This is a genomic window from Kitasatospora sp. NPDC057692 (assembly GCF_042799475.1).
In the GTDB taxonomy this organism is placed as follows: Bacteria; Actinomycetota; Actinomycetes; order Streptomycetales; family Streptomycetaceae; genus Kitasatospora.
Genome location: NZ_JBHVIV010000019.1, coordinates 75207 through 94361, shown reverse-complemented (window position 1 = coordinate 94361; position 19155 = coordinate 75207). Strand labels below are relative to the sequence as shown.

The 19155-nt window shown below is 74.9% G+C and carries 16 protein-coding genes; 3 read left to right on the top strand and 13 right to left on the bottom strand.

Annotation, left to right across the window (positions count from 1 at the left end):
* Positions 1–63: 63 nt before the first annotated feature.
* Both ACFVFS_RS13940 and ACFVFS_RS13935 read right to left on the bottom strand, forming a co-directional pair.
* Positions 64–663: a DUF5998 family protein gene (locus tag ACFVFS_RS13940; protein WP_376094019.1), complete on the bottom strand. Its 600-nt coding sequence runs from the start codon at positions 661–663 to the stop codon at positions 64–66.
* Positions 664–756: 93 nt separating this feature from the next.
* Positions 757–3585, bottom strand: a complete 2829-nt coding sequence (locus tag ACFVFS_RS13935; protein WP_380623630.1) for a GNAT family N-acetyltransferase — start codon at positions 3583–3585, stop codon at positions 757–759.
* A 230-nt stretch (positions 3586–3815) separates the two neighbouring features.
* Here ACFVFS_RS13935 and ACFVFS_RS13930 point away from each other — a divergent pair, with 230 nt between their 5' ends.
* On the top strand, positions 3816–4097 hold the full coding sequence (locus ACFVFS_RS13930; protein WP_380623628.1) for an HPr family phosphocarrier protein: 282 nt from the start codon (positions 3816–3818) through the stop codon (positions 4095–4097).
* A gap of 73 nt (positions 4098–4170) precedes the next feature.
* On the opposite strand, the gene ACFVFS_RS13925 is transcribed toward ACFVFS_RS13930, so the two are convergent.
* The 11 genes from ACFVFS_RS13925 to ACFVFS_RS13875 form a co-directional block, all read right to left on the bottom strand.
* Positions 4171–6744 carry an ABC transporter permease gene (locus ACFVFS_RS13925; RefSeq protein WP_380623626.1) on the bottom strand — a complete coding sequence of 858 codons (2574 nt, stop codon included), beginning with the start codon at positions 6742–6744 and terminating at the stop codon, positions 4171–4173.
* Positions 6741–7493 (bottom strand): ABC transporter ATP-binding protein, encoded by a 753-nt coding sequence (locus ACFVFS_RS13920; protein WP_380623668.1) that lies wholly within the window; start codon positions 7491–7493, stop codon positions 6741–6743. Before ACFVFS_RS13920 ends, ACFVFS_RS13925 begins: the two co-directional genes overlap by 4 nt.
* 38 nt (positions 7494–7531) lie before the next feature.
* Positions 7532–7924, bottom strand: coding sequence for an SHOCT domain-containing protein (locus ACFVFS_RS13915; protein ID WP_380623624.1), 393 nt, complete (start codon positions 7922–7924; stop codon positions 7532–7534).
* Between the two features lie 265 nt (positions 7925–8189).
* Positions 8190–8855 carry a response regulator gene (locus ACFVFS_RS13910; protein ID WP_380623622.1) on the bottom strand — a complete coding sequence of 222 codons (666 nt, stop codon included), beginning with the start codon at positions 8853–8855 and terminating at the stop codon, positions 8190–8192.
* Positions 8852–10060 carry a sensor histidine kinase gene (locus ACFVFS_RS13905; RefSeq protein WP_380623620.1) on the bottom strand — a complete coding sequence of 403 codons (1209 nt, stop codon included), beginning with the start codon at positions 10058–10060 and terminating at the stop codon, positions 8852–8854. The genes ACFVFS_RS13910 and ACFVFS_RS13905 overlap by 4 nt, the downstream gene beginning before the upstream one ends.
* 13 nt (positions 10061–10073) lie before the next feature.
* Positions 10074–10745 carry a DUF2269 domain-containing protein gene (locus ACFVFS_RS13900; protein ID WP_380623618.1) on the bottom strand — a complete coding sequence of 224 codons (672 nt, stop codon included), beginning with the start codon at positions 10743–10745 and terminating at the stop codon, positions 10074–10076.
* 261 nt (positions 10746–11006) lie between these two features.
* Complete coding sequence (locus ACFVFS_RS13895; RefSeq protein ID WP_380623616.1) at positions 11007–11645, bottom strand: NAD(P)-dependent oxidoreductase; 639 nt, start codon at positions 11643–11645, stop codon at positions 11007–11009.
* 107 nt (positions 11646–11752) lie between these two features.
* Positions 11753–12382 (bottom strand): NAD(P)-dependent oxidoreductase, encoded by a 630-nt coding sequence (locus ACFVFS_RS13890; protein ID WP_380623614.1) that lies wholly within the window; start codon positions 12380–12382, stop codon positions 11753–11755.
* A 77-nt stretch (positions 12383–12459) separates the two neighbouring features.
* A complete protein-coding gene (locus tag ACFVFS_RS13885) occupies positions 12460–14091 on the bottom strand; it encodes a PQQ-binding-like beta-propeller repeat protein (RefSeq protein ID WP_380623612.1) in 1632 nt (543 codons plus the stop codon).
* A gap of 31 nt (positions 14092–14122) precedes the next feature.
* On the bottom strand, positions 14123–15097 hold the full coding sequence (locus tag ACFVFS_RS13880) for an NAD(P)-dependent oxidoreductase (protein WP_380623610.1): 975 nt from the start codon (positions 15095–15097) through the stop codon (positions 14123–14125).
* 307 nt (positions 15098–15404) lie between these two features.
* Positions 15405–17063, bottom strand: coding sequence for an MDR family MFS transporter (locus ACFVFS_RS13875; protein ID WP_380623608.1), 1659 nt, complete (start codon positions 17061–17063; stop codon positions 15405–15407).
* Between the two features lie 219 nt (positions 17064–17282).
* Between ACFVFS_RS13875 and ACFVFS_RS13870 the strand changes: the two genes are divergently transcribed.
* Both ACFVFS_RS13870 and ACFVFS_RS13865 read left to right on the top strand, forming a co-directional pair.
* Positions 17283–18158 carry an SDR family NAD(P)-dependent oxidoreductase gene (locus ACFVFS_RS13870; protein WP_380623606.1) on the top strand — a complete coding sequence of 292 codons (876 nt, stop codon included), beginning with the start codon at positions 17283–17285 and terminating at the stop codon, positions 18156–18158.
* Between the two features lie 66 nt (positions 18159–18224).
* The gene (locus ACFVFS_RS13865; protein ID WP_380623604.1) at positions 18225–19079 is read left to right on the top strand and encodes a GNAT family N-acetyltransferase; all 855 of its coding nucleotides are present in this window, start codon (positions 18225–18227) and stop codon (positions 19077–19079) included.
* The last annotated feature ends 76 nt before the right edge of the window (positions 19080–19155 follow it).

Here is a 19155-nt window from a genome sequence, read left to right as displayed (position 1 = left end):
GCACGGGACGACGGCGCGGAGCGGTGGGGCGGGGCGGTGGGGCGGGACGGCGGTGGGTGCGGATCAGACCCGGGGGCCGTCGTTGACGGTCGCCTCGGACAGGGCGCGGGCGAAGACCAGGGCCTGGGCGACCGTCTCGGGGCCGTCGCCGGCCTCGCTGACCCGCAGCGACAGGTCGTCGGCGGTGGCGGAGCCGGTGTAGCCGTGGTCCGCCTCGCAGTTGGGGTCGGAGCAGCCGGCCGGTTCGAGGTCGAGGCGCTGGACGGCGCCCCAGCCGATGGTCAGCACCACCTCGCGGGGCAGGGTGCCCGGGGTGTAGGTCTCCGGGTTGGCGACCATCCGGCTCACCACGACGGAGTTGATCCGGTCCAGGCGGACGCTCTCGGTGGAGGTGGTGGCCAGCGGTACGGCGGGGCTGCTGGCGTCGCCGGTCTGCTCGTCGGTGTGGCTCACCACGAAGCGGGTCGGGGTCAGCACCAGCACGGTGACGTGCCGGCGGACCTCGTTGGCGTCGAAGGTGGTCTCCTGGTGCACCAGGTAGGAGCTGATCGGCTCGGGACCCACCGCGGACTCCACCGCCTCGGACACCAGGGCCGGGTAGTAGCCGCTGCGCTCGATCGCGGAACGCAGGTCCTGCGTGGTGGTGGTACCGGTCTTCGCCATAACTCCATCCTGGCATGGTCCGCCGACGAAGCGGGCGGCGCGGCGCCGAGCTTCGGACAACGGCGCCCGCGGTCCGGACGCAACCAAGGAAGGTTACAGCGTGCTCATGGCGCGCGGGCCCAGATCGCTGCGGACCGGCAGGGGTGCGATGCGGACGCGCGCCCCCAGGATCGCCAGTCCGTGCGGGGCCACGACCACCGGTTCGAGATCCACCGAGGCGACCTCCGGAAGGTCGTCGACCAGCCGGGACACCCGCAGCAGCAGCTCCTCCAGGGCGTCGGTGTCGACGGCCTCGGCACCGCGCCAGCCGAACAGCAGGGGTGCCGCCCTGACCTCGCGCACCAGCGAGGCGACGTCCTGGTCGGTGGCCGGAACCAGCCGGTGCGCGACGTCGCCGAGCAGTTCGGCGGGAGCGCCGGCCAGGCCGAAGGAGAGGATCGCGCCGACCGCCGGGTCGACGGTGGCGCCGATGACGGTGTCCACTCCGCGCGGGGCGAGCCGCTGGACCACCAGTTCGGCCTGGGCGGCACCGCCGAGCAGGGCGTCCAGCTCGTGGTGGGCGCGGCGCAGCCCGGGCTCGCCGGTCAGGTCCAGCCGGACGCTGCCGAGGTCGGGGCGGTGGCGCAGGTGGGGGGCGGTGGCCTTGAGCGCGACGGGGTAGCCGAGGGTGGCGGCGGCGCGCACCGCACTCTCCTCGTCGGGAGCGGGCAGGGCCGGCGAGACGTCCACGCCGTAGCGGGCGAGCAGGGCGGCGGCGTCGGCGTCGGGCAGGGTGATCCGGGCACCGCCGGGCTGGGTGCGGGCGGCGATCCCGGCGCGGGTGGAGAGCGCGGCCTCGACCAGGGCGCGGGCGCCGGCCTCGTCGATCCGGTCGAGTTCGGGGACCCGGGCGGTCTCCTCGGCGGCGGCCATCCGGCGGCGCCAGTCGGCGTAGTGGACGGCGTGGGCCAGCGCGCGTACGGCCCGTTCGGGCGCCGGGTAGGCGGGGATGCCGCCGGGGCGCAGCCGGCCGGGCAGGTCGGTGAGCGCCAGGTGGGCGAGGAGCAGCGGCTTGCCGGCGGCGCGGGCGCGCTCGCCGGCGTCGAGCAGCGCGGCGGCGATCTCCGGGTCGTCGGTGCCGAGGTCGGGGTCCTCGGGGCCGGTGGGCCTGACGTCCGCGGCCGGGCCCCAGAGCTGGTTGCCGATCGGCGGGATGGCGACGGCGATCACCGCGTCCACCGCGGGGTCGCCGAGCGCGGTGTCCAGGGCGATCCGGTAGTTCTCGCCGGTGGCGGCGGTGGTGAGGTCGACGGGGGTGCGCGGGCGCAGGCCGGCGGAGAGGCAGGCGTCGTGGGTGAGCAGGCCGAGGGAGTCGGAGTTGCCGATCACGGCGACCCGGTCGCCGGGCGGCAGCGGCTGGAGGGCGAGCAGTTCGCCGGTGTCGCACAGTTCGGTGATGGTCTCCACCCGGGTGACGCCGGCCTGTTCGAAGAGGGCGTCGACGGTGGCGTCCTTGAGGCCGGTGGCGGTGGCGGGGACGGCGTGGCCGGGCGGCAGGCTGCCGGTGTGGCGGGCGCCCTTGACCACGACGACCGGCTTGGCCTGGGCGAGCCGGCGGGCGATCCGGGTGAACTTGCGGGGGTTGCCGAAGGACTCCAGGTAGAGCAGGACGACGTCGGTGGCCGGGTCCTCGGCCCAGTACTGGAGGAAGTCGTTGCCGGAGACGTCGGCGCGGTTGCCGACCGAGGCGAAGGAGGAGATGCCGAGCCCTCGCCGGTGGGCGGCCTCCAGCAGGGCGACGCCGATCGCGCCGGACTGGCAGAAGACGCCGAAGCCGCCGCGCGCGGGCAGCACGGGGGCGAGCGAGGCGTTGAGCGGCCGCTCGGGGTCGGTGGAGATCAGGCCGAAGGCGTTGGGGCCGATCACCCGCATGCCGGCCGCGCGGGCCTGGCGGACCAGGGCGCGCTGGCGGTCGCGGCCCTCGGGGCCGGTCTCGGCGTAGCCGGCGGTGACCACGACCAGGCCCTGGACGCCGTGCGCTCCGCACTCGGCGACCGTCTCGGGGACGGCGGAGGCGGGGACGGCGATCACCGCGAGGTCGACCGGGCCGGGGATGTCGAGGATCGAGCGGTGCACCGGGACGCCGTCCAGCTCGGAGCCGGGCGGCGCGCTGCGGTTGACCGCGTACACCGGGCGGTCGTCGGCGGCGAAGCCGGTGAGCAGGTCGCGCAGCAGGGTCCGGCCGACGGTGTGCGGGCGGCGGGAGGCGCCGATCACCGCGACCGAGCGCGGGGTGAGCAGCCGCTGGACGGAGCGGGCCTCGGCGCGGTGCTCGCGGGCCCGCATGACGGCGAGCGAGGCGGCGGTGGGTTCGAGGTCGAACTCCAGGTGGACGACGCCGTCGGCGAAGCTGCGGCGCTGGACGTAGCCGGCGTCGGTGAAGACCTTCACCATCTTGCGGTTCTCCGGCAGCACCTCGGCCTGGAAGCGGCGGATGCCGCGCTCCTGGGCGACGGCGGCGATGTGCTCCAGCAGCGCGGAGGCGACGCCGCGGCCCTGGTGGGCGTCCTGGACCAGGAAGGCGACCTCGGCGTCGGTGCCGGTCTCGGAGGGGCGGCCGTCGTGGTCGATCCGGTCGTAGCGGACGGTGGCGATGAAGCGGTCGCGGACCACGACGGCGAGGCCGACCCGGTTGACGAAGTCGTGGTGGGTGAAGCGGCGGACGTCCTTGTCGGAGAGCCGGGGGTAGGGCGCGAAGAAGCGGAAGTACTTCGACTGGTCGGAGACCTGTTCGTAGAACTCGACCAGCCGGCCGGCGTCGGCGGGGGTGATCGGCCGGATCCGGGCCGTGCCGCCGTCGCGCAGGAGGATGTCGGCCTCCCAGTGCTGGGGGTACTCCGGCTCGTACTCCGGCTCGGATCGCACTACCGCAGAGTCGTCCACGACCGTCAGGTTATCCGGCGGCGAGCCGAATGGCGCCGGGCGTGCGTTCACGGCAGGGTGGACAGGGCCTCTGAACGGGGATTATTCGCTGTTTATGGCCCTGAAAGAAACAATCACAAGTCCTGAACGCGACGGCTCGACGGGGTCGCCTGCGTGCAACACTGGTCTAGACAACACGTCCGTACTCCCCCATCACGGCCGTGACCAGCTTTACCGGAAAGGCACGTCTCATGGCTGAGCGCCGCGTCACCATCGGTTGGGCCGAGGGCCTGCACGCCCGTCCCGCCTCCGTCTTCGTCAAGGCCGTCGCGGCCACCGGCGTGCCGATCACCATCACCAAGCCCGGCGGCAACCCGGTCAACGCCGGCTCCATGCTCGGCCTGCTCGCACTCGGCGCGCAGGGCGGCGAGGAGGTCGTGCTGGCCTCCGACGCCGAGGGCGCCGACCAGGCCCTGGACCGCCTGGCCAAGCTGGTCGCCGAGGGCCTGGACGAGCTGCCCGCCGCGGCCTGAGTCCGCACCGCGTCCGCCCGGAGCCCGGGCCCCGTTGGTCGGGGGGCCCGGGCTCCGGTGTGTCCGCGGCGGGTCAGCCGGCCGCGATCGCCCGCAGGATGTCCAGCCGGGCCGCCCGGCGGGCCGGCCGCAGCCCGGCCACCGCGCCCGCGACCAGCCCGGCCACCAGCACCACGGTGAGCTGCAGCGGCGGGACGGCGAAGCTGCCGGTCCCCTCGGTGTCGGCCGCCCGCACCAGCGCCCAGCCCAGGAACGAGCCCAGGCCCAGGCCGCCGACCGTGCCGAACATCGCCACCAGGACCGACTCCCAGCGCACCATCGCCCGCAGCTGGCCGCGGGTCTGGCCGACCGCGCGCAGCAGGCCCAGCTCCCTGGTCCGCTCGTGCACCGCGAGGGTCAGCGTGTTGGCGATCCCCAGCAGCGCGATCAGCACCGCGAGCGCCAGCAGCGCGTAGACCACCGAGAGCATGATGTCGACCACCGAGGCCGAGCTCTCGGCGTACTCCGCCCGGGTCTGCACGTCGGGGGCCCCGAACGGCTCCACCGCCTTCTGCACGGCCTCCTTGCCGGCCGACAGCGACACCCCGTCCTTGAGAGCGACCGCCACCAACGAGTCGGTGTCCTGGCCCTTGTGCGGGGCCCAGGCCTCCCGGGTGACCAGGTAGTCGCCGGCCAGCTCGCCGCCCTGGTAGAGCGCCTTCACGGTGAACGGCGACTCGGCGCCGTCGCTGAACCGCACCGGGACGGCGGTGCCCAGGTGCCAGCCCTGCTTCTCCGCCTCGCTCCGGGAGACCGCCAGGCCGTCGGTGCCCAGCTGGAGCGAACCGTCCACCCGGCCGAGGTCGACGATGCCGGCCAGCCGGGCCGGATCGGTGACGTCCAGGGTCCGGCCGTGGCCGTCCACCCGGGCCACCCCGCGGCCGAGGCCCACGCTGCCGCTCACCTCGGGCAGCGCGCCGACCGCGTCCGCCAGCCGGGGGCTCAGCCCGCCGCCCCGGAAGCCGCCGGTGGAGACCGCGAGGTCCCCGGCGAAGGTCCGGCTCACCGTGTCGTCCATGGTCGCCTTGACCGACGCGCCGAAGACCGTGAACAGCGAGACCACCGTGACACCGACCATCAGCGCACTGGCCGTGGCCGCCGTCCGCTTGGGGTTGCGGGCCGCGTTGCGCTCGGCCAGCACGCCCGGCATGCCGCGCAGCCGCGGCAGCGGGGCGCCCAGCAGCCGCACCACGAAGGTCGCGAACACCGGGCCGAGCACCACCACACCGAGCAGCGTCGTCACCGCCCCGCCCGCGGTCAGCCCGACCGACGGGCCGTCGGTCGCGCCGACCACCGTGCCGGCCACCCCGGCCGCCACCAGCAGCGCGCCGGTGATCCAGCGGATCCGGCCGGCCCGGCCGTCCGCCGCGCCGTCCACCGCCACCGCCCGCATCGCGGCCAGCGGAGCCGTCCGGCCCGCCCGCACCGCCGGGGCGACCGCCGAGGCGACCGCCGTGACCGTTCCGACCAGCAGCGGCAGCGCCACCGAGACCGCGCCGATCACCAGGCCGCCGGTCGGCAGGTTGAAGCCGATCACCTTGAACAGCGACTTCAGCCCCGCCGCCACCCCGATCCCGCCGAGCAGGCCGGCCACCGAGGCGGCCACACCGACCACCACCGCCTCCGCCAGGGTCGCCGCCAGCACCTGGCCGCGCGCCGCGCCCAGCGCCCGCAGCAGCGCGTTCTCCCTGGTCCGCTGGGCCACCACGATGGCGAAGGTGTTGTGGATGGTGAAGGTCGCCACCAGCAGGGCGATGCCCGCGAAGACCAGCAGCAGCGTGGTGAACATGGTCAGGAAGCGGCTGGACACCTGCTGGGTGGCCTCCTCGCTGACCTTCGTCCCGGTCACCGCCTCCAGCCCGGCCGGCAGCTTCGCCGACAGCGCCGCCACCAGCTCCTGCTGGGAGACGCCGCCCTCGGCGCGTAACTGGATCGAGGTGGCCTGGCCCTGCCCCTTCGGGGTCAGGTAGCGCTCGGCGTCCTCCAGGGTCAGCCCGGTCCAGGTGTTCTGGCCCATGCCGTCGGCCTTGGCGCCGAAGGTCGCGATGCCGACGATCGTCACCGGCACCGGGTCGGGGGCGCGCAGGACGGTCGTGTCACCGAGCTTCAGGTCGCCGGCCTTGGCCGCGCCCCGGTTGATCACCGCCTCGCCCGGCCGCTGCGGTGCCCGGCCCTCGGCCAGCCGGTACGGGTTGAGCCCGCTGTCCGGCTGCCAGTAGCCGGCCAGGGTGGGCGGGCCCTGGCCGCCCACCGCCTTGCCGTTCCGGCCGATCAGCTGGCCGGAGCCCTGGATCGCCGGCTCGGCGGCCGCCACCCCCGGAACCTCGCGCAGCCGGTCGGCCAGCGCCAGGTCCACCGGGGCCCGGACGCCGCCGAAGGTGTTCTCGGTGTCCATCACGTCGGCGCTGCGCACCACGGCGTCGGTGCCGCGGTTGGCGTCGGCGAACAGCGTGTCGAAGCTCCCGCGCAGGGTGTCGCCGAGCACCAGCGTGCCGGACAGGAAGGCCACCCCGAGCAGGATCGCGGTGAACGTCCCGGCCAGCCGCCGCTTGTGCGCGGCCAGCGAGCGAAGGCTGATCCGCAGGGTGGCGGTGGCGCTGCTGCTCATGACCGGACGCCTCCCCGCCCGGTCGCGGGGGCGTGGTCGAAGGCCTTCATCCGGTCCAGCACCCCGGCCGGGGTGGGCCGCTCCATCCGGTCCACCAGGCGGCCGTCGGCGAGGAAGAGCACCTCGTCCGCGTAGCCGGCGGCGGTCGGGTCGTGGGTGACCATCACCACCGTCTGGCCCATCTCGTCCACCGCGCGGCGCATCAGCTCCAGCACCTCGGCGCCGGTGCGGGAGTCCAGGTTGCCGGTCGGCTCGTCCGCGAAGACCACCTCGGGGCGGCCGGCCAGCGCCCGGGCCAGCGCGACCCGCTGCTGCTGGCCGCCGGAGAGCTCGCTCGGCCGGTGGTCGAGCCGCTCGCGCAGCCCGACCGCGTCGATCAGGGTCTCCACCCACTGCCGGTCCGCCTCGCCGCCGGCCAGGTCGACCGGCAGCGTGATGTTCTCCCGGGCGGTGAGCACCGGCACCAGGTTGAAGGACTGGAAGACGAAGCCGATCCGCTCCCGGCGCAGCAGGGTCAGCCGGCGGTCGCTGAGGTTCTCCAGCTCGGTGTCGCCGATCATCGCGGTGCCGGCGGTCAGCCGGTCCAGCCCGGCCGCGCAGTGCAGCAGGGTGGACTTGCCGGATCCGGACGGCCCCATGATCGCGGTGAGCCGGCCGGCCGGGAAGCCGACGGTCACGTGGTCCAGGGCGCGCACCTCGGTGCGGCCCACCCCGTAGACCTTGACCGCCTCGGTGACCCGGGCGGCCATCCGGTCCGTCCCGACCAGGTCGAGCACCGGGAAGGCGTTCACCTGGCACCGCCCTGGCCCGGCTTGGTGTCGTCCGGGCCCTGCAGGTGCTCGATCAGGGTGTCCCGGCGGGTGCGGTACTCCTCCTCGCCGATCTCACCGTCGGCGTACCGGCGGGCCAGGCTCGCCAGCGGGCCCTCGGGGCCGCCCGGCCAGCCGCCGCGCCAGCCCGGGCCGCCGCCGTTCCACGGACCGCCCCACTGGCCGGCCCACGGCGGGCCCCACGGCCCGCGCCGGCCCCAGCCGCGGCGGCGCAGCACGGTGAACAGGGTGATCAGGACGAGCAGCCAGAACAGCGGGAAGAGCAGGAACCACGGGCCCGGGCCGCCCCCGTTCCACGGGCCCCAGCCGTCCCGGCAGATCGTGTCGGCGAGCAGTGCGGTGCTCTGCATGTCATTCAACTCCTCGGTGAGCCCCGCGGGTTCGGACGGGGGCCTGGCGCCGGCCGCGGACCGTTCCCGAGGCCACCACGAGGGTCCCGCCGAGGAGGGGGCCGGCGCGTCCTCCGGGGAGCGGCACCGGGGGTACGACGCGGGGAGTACGGGCCGGGGGCGGCACTGCTCCGGGCCCCCGGCCCGGCGGGCGGGTCACGGCCGGCCGGGGCGGCGGGTCCCGGCCGGGGTCACGGCCGGCCGGGCCGGCGGGTCCCGGCCCGGGTCACAGCCAGCCGGGCCGGACCAGCCCGGACTCGTAGGCGAGGACGACCAGTTGGGCGCGGTCACGGACGCCGAGCTTCACCATCGCGCGGCTGACGTGCGTCTTCGCGGTGAGCGGGCTGACCACCAGGCGGCGGGCGATGTCGTCGTTGCTCAGGCCCATGCCGACCAGGGTGAGCACCTCGCGCTCCCGGTCGGTGAGCGCGGCGAGCAGCCGGCCGCTCGCGGCGGGCTCCCGGGAGCGGCTGGCGAACTCGTCCACCAGCCGGCGGGTCGCGCCCGGGGAGAGCAGCGAGTCGCCGACGGCGGCGACCCGCACGGCCCGCAGCAGGTCGGCCGGTTCGGTGTCCTTGGCCAGGAAGCCGGCCGCGCCCAGCCGCAGCGCCTCGAAGATGTACTCGTCCAGTTCGAAGGTGGTCAGCACGACCACCCGGACGCCGGCCGACTCGGGCCGGGCGCAGATCCGCCGGGTGGCCTCCAGGCCGTCGGTGCCGGGCATCCGGATGTCCATCAGCACGACGTCCGGGCGCAGTTCCTCCGCCAGCCGGACGGCCGCCTCGCCGTCGTCGGCCTCGCCGACCACCTCGATGTCGGGCTGGGCGTCGAGCAGCGCCCGGAAGCCCGCCCGGACCAGGACCTGGTCGTCCGCCAGCAGTACCCGGATCATCCCGACCGCTCCTTCTCGCTCGCCGTGCCCGACCCCGCCGGGTCGGGCAGCCAGGCCCGCACCCGGAAACCGCCGCCGTGCGGTCCGGCGGTCAGCTCCCCGGCGAAGGCCGCGGCCCGCTCGCGCATGCCGATCAGGCCGTTGCCGGAGCCGCCGCCCTCGCCGCCGGCGGCCGGGCCCGGGTCGTCCACCCGGAGCAGCAGCCCGTCCGGGGAGGACCAGTCCATCAGAACGGTGGCGGTGCGCGCCGCCGAATGGCGGATGACGTTGGTGAGCGCCTCCTGGACGATCCGGAAGGCGGCCAGCTCCACCTGGGCGGAGAGCGGCCGGGCCGGGCCGGTCGTCCCGACCGTGACGGCGAGCCCGGCGTGGCCGGCCTGGGTGACCAGCTCGGGCAGCCGGGCGAGGCCGGGGGCGGGGGTGCGCGGGGCCTGGCCGTCCGGGCCGCGCAGGGTCCCGAGCACCTGGCGGACCTCGCCCAGCGCTTCCTTGCTGGTCGCCTTGATGACCGTCAGCGCGGTGCGGACCTGCTCGGGGTGCTCGTCGATGAGTTCCAGGGCCACCCCGGCCTGGAGGTGGATCACCGAGATCGAGTGGGCCAGGATGTCGTGCAGTTCTCGGGCCATCCGCAGCCGCTCCTCGGCGGCCCGGTTCTCCTCCGCCTGCCGCCGGGCCAGCCGGCGCGCCGCCAGTTGCTCGCCGCGGGTGCGCATGATCTCGGCGCCGGCCAGGATCAGCAGCAACCAGGCCGCCGCCCCGGCCTCCTGCCACCAGTTGGGGCCGGGCCCGGGCGCGCGCTGCCAGTCGTGCGGCAGCAGGTGGGAGCTGGCCAGGTGGACCAGGTAGCCGACGCCGAGGGAGATCCAGGCCCACCGGCGGCGGCCGCGGGCGAGCGCGCCGTAGACGGCCACGCCGAGGCTGAAGAACACCGGGCCGTAGGGGTAGCCGGCCAGCAGGTAGCCGGCGGTGACGGCGGTGACGGCGGCCACCACCGGGCCCGGGTAGCGGTCGCGCAGCAGGAGCAGGGCCGGGCCGAGCAGCAGCAGGGCGTACCCGGCGGCGTCCAGCGCGGCGCGGTCCGGCTGCTGGTGGGCGGCGGCGGTGGAGCCGACCAGCTGGACCAGGGCGACCAGGAGCGCGGAGAACCGCGTCCAGGCCGGCCTGGTCCACGGCGGTCCGCCGTACGGGTCGTGATCGGTGCTCATGGACAGGGGAGGGTCACCGCCCCGGCGCCGCTGCGGGGCGGCCGGCGCGCGCGGCGCGGGCCTCGGCGGCGAGCCGCCGGCCGCGCGCGGTCATCCCCCAGGGCTTGACCACGGAGAGCACGGTGGCGAACAGGTAGATGGTCAGCGCCACCGAGGGCGCGATGACCAGGACGTGCGGGGCGCGGCCGTCGGGCGGGACGGTGCCGGCGGCGACCTGGCCGGCCGCGTCGTGGATGAAGGCGCGCAGCGCGAAGATCGACGCCAGGGTGGCGGCCAGGGTGAGCCAGAACTTGGTGGCGACCCACCGGTGGCGCAGCAGGCCCCAGGTGGTGCCGAGGGACAGCAGCACGCCGGAGAGCAGCGAGAGCAGGCTGACCGGGATCAGCAGCCAGTCGGCGAAGATCCGCTGGGCCAGGTAGGCGGCGCGGACGGTGTCGGGGTCGTCGGAGAAGCGGCCGGCGATGCCGAGGGCGAGCACGCCCGCGGTCAGGCCGAGCCAGCCGACCGAGCAGGCGACGTGCACGACCAGCCAGACCCGACGGGCGTGCCGGGGCAGTCGCAGGCGCCCGGCGCGGCCGGCCGGGGGCCCGTCGGGGGCCGTCGGGGCCGCGGACGGCTCGCCCGCGGCGGACCCGGACGGGGGCGCGGGGGTGTCGGCGGCGGGCGGACCGGGAGGTGTGGGCATCGGCTGTGCTCCGGAGGGCGAGGGGCGACGCGGGCCACGGGCCGGCGGCCACCGGGGTGGATGGTGTGCGGCCGCCGTCCCACGGCTTGGGTGATCCACGGGATCACTCCCCACTCTGCCCGGTCCGCGGGGGCCGGGCATCGCACCGCGGGAGTAGCCGGCCGTACCACCCGTTGAGTACGAACGGCGGCGGCGCGGCCACGGTCGGCGGGCGGGTCGGGGCGGGGCGGGGCGGCGGGTGGACGGTCGGTGGACGGGCGGTCAGTACGCGATCTCGACGACCGCGCGGCGGGCGTCCGGGTCGCCGAGCGCGCCCACCAGGTAGTGCGCGAGGTCGGCCCGGGATATCGACCAGGCCCCGGGCAGCCGCCGCCCGGCGGCCGTGCGGTAGCGGCCCCGGGCCCGGCCGCCGGTGAGCCGGGCGGCCCGGACCAGCGTCCAGTCCAGCCCGGTGTCGGCCAGCAGCAGCCGCTCCATCCGCGCCATGTCGGCGTACGGCCGGCGGAGCATCGGGTGCAGCACCCAGGAGGTGAGCGCACGCTGCAGCGGGGCGGCGCTCCAGGGCACCGGGCTCATGCTGGTGGTGGAGACGCAGAGCACCCGGGCCACCCCGGCCGCGTGCATGGCCTTGAGGATGTGGCCGGTGCCGGCCGAGTAGACGGTGGTGGCGGCCCGGCTGTAGCCGATGCCGAGTGCGGAGACCACCGCGTCCGCGCCCTCGACGGCGCGGGCCACCGCCTCCGGGTCGAGCACGTCGCCCTGCCGGATGGTGGTCGGCCGGGCGTCGACCAGGGCCAGCGGGTCGCGGGCGAAGGCGACGGTGGAGTGCCCGGCCGCGGCGGCCAGTTCCAGGAAGTGGCGGCCGGTGCCCCCGGTCGCGCCGAAGACGACGATGTTCACGGTGCGTTTCCCCCTCGATCGGTCCGCTCAGCGGCGGTGCCCCGCCGGCGCGCGGCCGGCCCGCGCCGCGGACGTGCCGCGGGCGGGCCGGCCTCCGCCGGGGGTCATCAGTTGGCCACCTCGACGCGCCGGCCGTAGGTGGCCGGGTCATCCAGATGAGTGACGATGTAGTCGGCGACGTTCGCCCGGGCGACGCGCGAGGCCTTGGGGATGTGACCGCCCACCACCGCCTGGTAGTTGGGCGTGGCCGGGCCGTCGGTCAGCATCGGCACCCGGACGATCGTCCAGTCCAGCGGGCTGGCCTCGACCTCGTCCTCCATCCGGCCGAGGTCGAGGTGGATGTTCCGGTAGACCCGGTCCACCACGAACTCGGCGACGAAGCGCTGCATCGCCGGCAGGTGCTTGGTCTCCAGGCCCGCCGAGGACATCGTGACCAGCCGGCGCACCCCGCCGGTCCGGGCGGCCGCGATGACGTTGCGCACGCCGTCGGAGAAGACCGTCGTGGTGGTGCGGCTGGTCACGCCCAGCGCCACCACGACGGCGTCCTTGCCCTCCAGCGGGGCGTTCAGCGAGGCGGCGTCGAACACGTCGCCGCGCACCTTGGTCAGCCGCTCGTGCTCGACCGCCAGCTTGGCCGGGTCGCGGAGCAGGGCGGTGACACCGTGCTTGTTCTCCAGGGCCTTCTCGACCAGCAGCCGACCGGTCCGGCCGGCCGCTCCCACCACGACGATCTCCATGACTTTCCTCCTTGCCGGGGCCGGCGGCAACTGTTCGCCGCCGGCCGTGAGTTGACCTTCTCTTGCGCCGACGGGTCCTACCGTAGGGAAAAGGCGAGCAGGGCGCCGCCCGAGGCGCTCGGGTACTGCGGGTAGTACGCCGCCTGGACGTAGAGCATGCCGTCGGCGACCACCGCGCCACCGCCGCCGGAGAGCGCGGTGCCGTGCGCCGGAACACCGTTGACCGTGGTGAAGTCGCGGACCGCGTCGTACTGCCAGAGCACCGCGCCGGTGCTCGCCGAGAAGACCCGCATCTTGCCGTCCGCGCCGCCCTCGTAGACCAGGCCGCGGCTGGTGCTCACCGCGGGGGTGAAGGCGCGCTGGCAGAGCTCCGGGTTGGCGGCCGCGCCGCCCCACTGGCAGCCGTCGGCCGGGCTCTCGGTCTGCCAGAGGGTCGCGCCGGTCGCCGGGTCGAGCGCGTACAGGGTGCCGGGGTTGGCGAACCAGGTGGCGAGGTAGAGCCGGGTGCCGTCGTAGCTGGTGCCCCACTGGATGCCCGAGCTGCCGCCCTTGGTGTTGGGGTCGGCGACCACCGCGCGCTCCCACACCTTGGCGCCGGTCAGCGCGTCGTAGACGTGGTAGACGCCGTTCTTCTGGCCGATGCCGATCACCCGGCGGTGGCCGATGCTGAAGACGTTGGCGCTGGCGCCGAAGTCCCAGTCGTGGTCGGTGCCGTCGGCCTTGCTGGGGCAGTAGGCGTCGGCGCCGGGGATGCCGCAGGCGACGGTGAAGGTGTCCGGGAAGACCTCCTGGGAATGCCAGCGCACGTCACCGGTGGCGGCGTCCAGGGCGAGCACCGAGTCGGTGTCGCCGGCCGCTCCGGAGTAGTTCTGGCCGGTGCCGACGTAGATGGTGCCGCTCTCCCGGTCGACCACCGGCGAGCTCCAGACGGCGACGCCGGAGGGCTCGTAGCGGGCGGCGCCGTTCGGCCAGCTGCCGACCTGCTGCGGCTCGGGGGTGGTCCAGTGCCGCCAGGTCAGCCGGCCGGAGGCCGCGTTGACGGCGACGACCGAGCCGCGGAAGGTGCAGCAGGGGTAGGTCAGGTCGAAGGTCGCGCCGGACTCCCTGCTGGAGACGCCGACGTAGACCTGGCCGTTGTGGACCAGCGGCGAGCTGGTGATCTGGGCCTGCGGGTGCTGGTCGAGCTTCAGCGACCAGCGCAGCGCACCGGTCCAGCGGTTGAGCGCGTAGAGGTAGCCGCGGTTGTCACCGAAGTAGACCGTGTTGCCCTCGACGGCCGGGCTGCTGCGCACCGGGTCGGGGCTGGTGGCCGAGTGGGCGCCGGCCACCGGGGCGACGTCGAAGGTCCAGCGGGTCGCGCCGGTCCGGGCATCCAGGGCGTGGAAGGTGCCCTCGACGCCGCCGACGTACAGGGTGCCGTCCACCACGGCGGGCTGACTGCCCAGGAAGACGCCCGGGACCTTCTCGTGGCCGAAGGCCCACTTCAGGTCGAGGCCGCCGACGGTCGCCGGGGTGATCCGGTACTCCTGGCCGTTGAACCGGCTGCCGGCCGGGTCGGCCTGCCAGCTGGTCCAGTTGCCGGAGCGCGGGCGGGCCTCGGTGTCCTCGGCGCCCGCGCCGTTGGTGGCGACGAGCAGCACGAGGGAGGTCAGCAGGGCCACCAGCCCGGTGCCGAAGCCGGCTATCCGGGGCCGTCTGGGATGGGACACGTGGATCAACTCCTCGATGAGGGCGAACGGTTCACGTACGGTCCGGGGTGCCGGCCAGGCCGGCGGCGGCCTCCGCGTGGGAGAGCACGGCGGCGCAGTCCAGTTCGCCGAGGCCCGCCTCGGCGGCGGCGACGAGGGTGTCGTGGGTGGCGTCGCAGACCGGGGTGGCGACGCCCAGGCGGCCCGCCTCGGCGGTGGCCAGCCGGAGGTCCTTGCGCATGAGGTCGAGCCGGAACTGCGGCTCGCCGTAGGCCCGGCGGCGCATCACACCGGCCTTGTAGCGCATCACCGGCGAGCTGAAGCCGCTCTCGCTGATCATCGACAGGGCGAGCTCGCGGTCGATGCCGGCCCGCTGGGCCAGCGTCACGGACTCGGCGAGCACCTGCATCTCGACGCCCATCAGCACGTTGAGCATGACCTTGGCGGTGGCGCCGAGACCGCTCGGGCCGAGGTGGCGGATCTCCTTGGCGAGCGGTTCCAGCACGGTGCTCAGCCGCTCGAAGGCCTCGGCGGATCCGCCGACCATGAAGCGCAGTTCGCCGTCCTTGGCGTGCTGGCCGTTGCCGATGATGCAGGCGTCCACGGAGCTGCGGCCGCGGCCCGCGACCCGCTCGGCCACCGAGCGGGCGAAGTCCGGGGAGACGGTGCTGGTGTCCATCACGATGCCGTGCGCGGGCAGGGCCTCCAGCACCCCGTCGGCGCCGAACAGCTGCTCCTCGACGGCCGCCTCGGAGGCGAGGCTGAGCAGCACCACGTCCACCCGCGCGGCCAGTTCGGCCGGGGTGGCGGCGACCTCCGCGCCGCGGGCGGCGAACGGCGCGGTGCGCTCGGGGGTGCGGTTGTGGACCACGATCCGGTGGCCCCGGTCGAGCAGCCGGGAGGCCATCCCGCCGCCCATCACGCCGAGACCGATGACACCGGTCCTGGTCGCCGGGGGTATGCCGGGGGCGGCGGCGGGCGGGAGGTCCCGGGAGAGTGCACGCCGCTGGCTGGGTACGTCGGCCATGGAGTCGACCCGCTTCCTGGTGGGCTGGTCGCGCCGGGGATCCCGGCGCTCGGAGTGCGGCGGGGAAGGCCGTGCCAGACACCCCGCCCCACCGCGGCCGGGGTGCCGACTACCCGTCCAGCCTAGCGGGTGAACACTCACTCCGCGATGGCTTCCGGCGTCCGTTTCGAGCCGCATCAACAGCTGATGTTCCGTCAATTCGCCTTCCGGACAGCCTCCTCCCCCACCGCCGGGGGTAACGATGGGGGAGGAGGAGCTGCGGGGACGGGCACCGGTCCGGACGACCGGCGCGGTCCGGCGGGGGTCGTCAGCCGGCCGCGGTCTCCGGCCGGCCGCCGGCCGCGGAGCCGGGCTGGGCACCCGGGCCGCCCTGCTGCTGGCCGGCCTGGCCCGCCGGAGCGCCCTGGCCCTGCCACTGGCCGCCGCCGGGGCCACCCTGGCCCTGGTGCCGGCCGCCACCGGGACCGCCCTGGCCACCGGGGCCCTTGCCGCCGGGCGCGCCCATCGGCGCCCGCATCGGCCGCTCCTGGAGGAAGACCACCACCAGGGCGCCGATCAGCGCGATGACCATGCCGATCAGGTAGACCGTGTGCAGCGACTCGGCCAGCGCGGCGGAGACCCCGTCGCGCACCGGCGGCGCCTGCGCCCGGACCTTGGCCGGAGCGGTCAGCAGACCGTCCGTGCCGAGCCGCGCCAGGGCGTCGGCCGGCACCTTCTTGGGCAGCCAGTCGCGCAGCTGCGAGTTGAGGATGGCGCCGAAGATGGTGACACCCATGGCGCCGCCGAGCGAGCGGAAGAAGTTCGCCGCCGCGGTCGCCACGCCCAGCTGCCGCATCTCGACGGAGTTCTGCACCGCCACGATGAGCACCTGGGTGACCAGGCCGAAGCCGATGCCGAAGACCGCCAGGAAGACGCCGGCGGAGACCTCTGAGGAGTCCGCCTTGAGCGTCGACATCAGGTAGAGGCCGACCGCCATGACCAGCAGGCCGACGATCGGGAAGATCTTGTACTTGCCGGTCTTCTCGACGACCTTGCCGGAGAGCGTCAGGCTGGCCACGGTGGCGAGCATCATCGGGACCAGCAACAGGCCGGACTCGGTGGCGCTGTCACCGTTGGCGACCTGGAGGAAGAGCGGGGTGTAGACGGTCGCCACGAAGAGCGAGACCGAGGTGAGGAAGAGGCCGAGGGTGGCCACCAGGACGACCGGGTCCTTGAACAGCGCCAGCGGGACGACCGGCTCGGCGGCCCGCTTCTCCTGCCGGACGAAGGCGGCGAGCAGCACCGCGGCGAGCACCAGCAGGCCGATGATCTGCACCGAGCCCCAGGAGTACTGGTCGCCGGCCCAGACCGAGACCAGCAGCACCGAGACGATGGCACCGCTGAGCAGCGCCGAGCCCAGGTAGTCCAGCTGCTTCTGCTGCTTGTTGACCGGCAGCTTCAGCACCGAGCTGACGATCAGCAGCGCGACCACGCCGATCGGCAGGTTGATGTAGAAGATCCACGGCCAGGACAGGTGGTCGACGAAGGCGCCGCCGATCAGCGGGCCGACCACGCCGGCGAGCACGAAGCAGGACTGCGCATAGCCCTGCCACTTGCCGCGCTCGCGCGGCGGCACCAGCTCCGCGATGAGGGCCATCGCCAGCGCCATCAGACCGCCCGCGCCGAGCCCCTGGAGGGTGCGGAAGCCGATCAGCTGGCCGATGTTGCCGGAGATCCCGGACAGCGCGGAGCCGAGCAGGAAGATCGTGATGGCCGACTGGAACATCAGCTTGCGGCCGTAGAGGTCGCCCAGCTTGCCCCAGAGCGGCGTGGCCGCGGTGGCGGCCAGCATGTAGGCGGTGACGACCCAGGACAGGTGGGTCACGCCGCCGAGGTCACCGGCGATGGTCGGCAGGGCCGTCGCCACGATCGTCTGGTCCAGAGCCGCCAGGAACATGGCGAGCACCAGTGCGGCGAAGATCGTCAAGAAGGTTTTGCGTGGCACTTCCGGGGCGGGTGCAGCGTACGGGGCGCTCATGGGGTACTCCTCGAGGAGGCGCTCGCCGACTCGGAGTCCTTGCTCCGAGCTTGAATTCGTATAGACTATACAATCAAAATTAGCCGTCAAGAGCCAACGTCAAGGGTGGCCGCCGGCCGCCCGGAGGGGCAGCTAACGATGAGTCAACTCCAGGGGAAGATCGCTCTCGTGACCGGTTCTACCTCGGGCATCGGGGCGGCCGCAGCCGCCGCCCTGGCCGCCGCGGGGGCGCACGTGGTGGTCTCCGGCCGCCGCGCCGAGCTGGGCAACGCCGTCGTGGAGCGGATCCGCGAGAAGGGCGGACAGGCGGAGTTCATCGCCGCCGACGTCACCGTCGAGGATGACGTCGCCCGTCTGGTGGGTACCACGGTCGAGCGACACGGCCGGCTGGACATCGCCTTCAACAACGCGGGCGGCGGCGGGGCGTTCGGCCCGCTCGACCGGGTCCCGGCCGAGGACTTCGCCCAGGTGATCGCCGTCAACCTGATCGGCACCTACCACTCGCTCAAGCATGAGATCGCCGCCATGCGGGCGAACGGCGGCGGCAGCATCATCAACAACGCCTCCACCGCCGGCGTCCAGGGCACCGCCTTCGGCCTGGGCGCGTACACCGCGGCCAAGCACGGGGTGGTCGGCCTGACCCGGGCCACCGCGCTGGAGGCCGGCCCGGCCGGCATCCGGGTGAACGCCCTGATCACCGGGCCGGTGGACACCGAGGACTTCCGTCGGCGGGTCGGCGGCCAGCCGGGCGCACTGGAGCGGGCCGGGGCGGCCACCGCGCTGGGGCGGATCGCCACCGAGGAGGAGGTCGCCCACGCGGTGGTCTTCCTCGGGAGCGACGCGGCCGGCTTCGTCACCGGCTCGCTGTTCGGGCTGGAGGGCGGCATGACGGCCGGCGTCACGGCCGGGGCGATGGGCCGTCCGGGCGGCGGCGCCCCGGGCCAGGGCGGGCCGGGTGCGGGCGGTCCCGGCCGTCCGGGCGCCGGCGGTCCGGGCGCTCCGGGGCAGGGCGCTCCGGGCGCGGGCCGGCCCGGCGCGAGCTGACCGGAACACGGTCCCGGCCGGGCGCGCGCCATTGCCAGCGACCCACCCCCGGGATACTTTTTCGGCATGCTCGTAAAAACCACGAGAAACACCGAAGAGTTCGTCTCGGAAACCGGTGAGTGGATTGCCGGCAACCCCGTCGAGAATTCCATCCTGCTGACGATGATGGCGGGGGCGAAGTTCCGCCCGCCGACCGCCCCGCCGATCACCTGGAGCCGGGTCGAGGACCCGGACTCCGGTGCGGCGCCGGTGGTCGGCGCGGCGGCCTTCACCGCGCCGCACCTGGTCGTGCTGAGCGGGATGCCGGCCGCCGCGGCGGCCGCCCTCGGCGCCGAACTGGGCGCCGGACCGGACCTCCTGCCCGGCGTGATCGGGCCGGACGCGGCGGCCGCGGCGTTCGCCGCGGCCTGGTCCGAGGCCACCGGCAGGCCGGCCCGCCCGGACCGCCGCGAGCAGGTGCTCAGGCTGGACGGCGCACCGCTGCCGCTCGGCCGCCCGGCGCCGTCCGGGCGGACCAGGGCAGCCGCGGCCGACGAGTCCGAGCTGTTCACCGACTGGTGCCTGGCGGCCGCACACGGCGCCGGGCTCAGCCGGGAGACCGCCGCACGGTCGGTCCAGGGGCAGATCGCCGGCGGTCTGCTACGGGTCTGGGAGGACGACGGCCGCGCCGTCGCCATCCTCGGCCGGACCGCCACCGTCGCCGGCGTCGTCCGGTACAACCCGATGTACGTCCGGCCCGAGATCCGCCGGGGCGGCTACGGCCGGGCGCTGCTCGCCGAGGTGCTGGCCGAGGTGCACGGCGGCGAGCGGCCGCCGGTCGGCCTGGCCGTCACCGCCGGGGGGAACAGCGCCATTCGGAGCCTCTTCGAGTCGTTCGGGTTCCGGCCGTCCGGCGGCCTCGCGGAATTCCGCTTCGACTGACCGGCGCCACCCGGTGGGAATTCCCCGGGGGCCGCCCGGGGAAAATCCGAAAGGGCCCGGATCCATGAGGGATCCG

Coding starts and splice junctions, on each gene's coding strand:
- ACFVFS_RS13940 (WP_376094019.1), bottom strand. CDS start 663: ATGGCGAAGACCGGTACCACCACCACGCAGGACCTGCGTTCCGCGATC.
- ACFVFS_RS13930 (WP_380623628.1), top strand. CDS start 3,816: ATGGCTGAGCGCCGCGTCACCATCGGTTGGGCCGAGGGCCTGCACGCC.
- ACFVFS_RS13880 (WP_380623610.1), bottom strand. CDS start 15,097: ATGGCCGACGTACCCAGCCAGCGGCGTGCACTCTCCCGGGACCTCCCG.
- ACFVFS_RS13905 (WP_380623620.1), bottom strand. CDS start 10,060: ATGAGCACCGATCACGACCCGTACGGCGGACCGCCGTGGACCAGGCCG.
- ACFVFS_RS13925 (WP_380623626.1), bottom strand. CDS start 6,744: ATGAGCAGCAGCGCCACCGCCACCCTGCGGATCAGCCTTCGCTCGCTG.
- ACFVFS_RS13915 (WP_380623624.1), bottom strand. CDS start 7,924: ATGCAGAGCACCGCACTGCTCGCCGACACGATCTGCCGGGACGGCTGG.
- ACFVFS_RS13920 (WP_380623668.1), bottom strand. CDS start 7,493: ATGGCCGCCCGGGTCACCGAGGCGGTCAAGGTCTACGGGGTGGGCCGC.
- ACFVFS_RS13910 (WP_380623622.1), bottom strand. CDS start 8,855: ATGATCCGGGTACTGCTGGCGGACGACCAGGTCCTGGTCCGGGCGGGC.
- ACFVFS_RS13890 (WP_380623614.1), bottom strand. CDS start 12,382: ATGGAGATCGTCGTGGTGGGAGCGGCCGGCCGGACCGGTCGGCTGCTG.
- ACFVFS_RS13865 (WP_380623604.1), top strand. CDS start 18,225: ATGCTCGTAAAAACCACGAGAAACACCGAAGAGTTCGTCTCGGAAACC.
- ACFVFS_RS13900 (WP_380623618.1), bottom strand. CDS start 10,745: ATGCCCACACCTCCCGGTCCGCCCGCCGCCGACACCCCCGCGCCCCCG.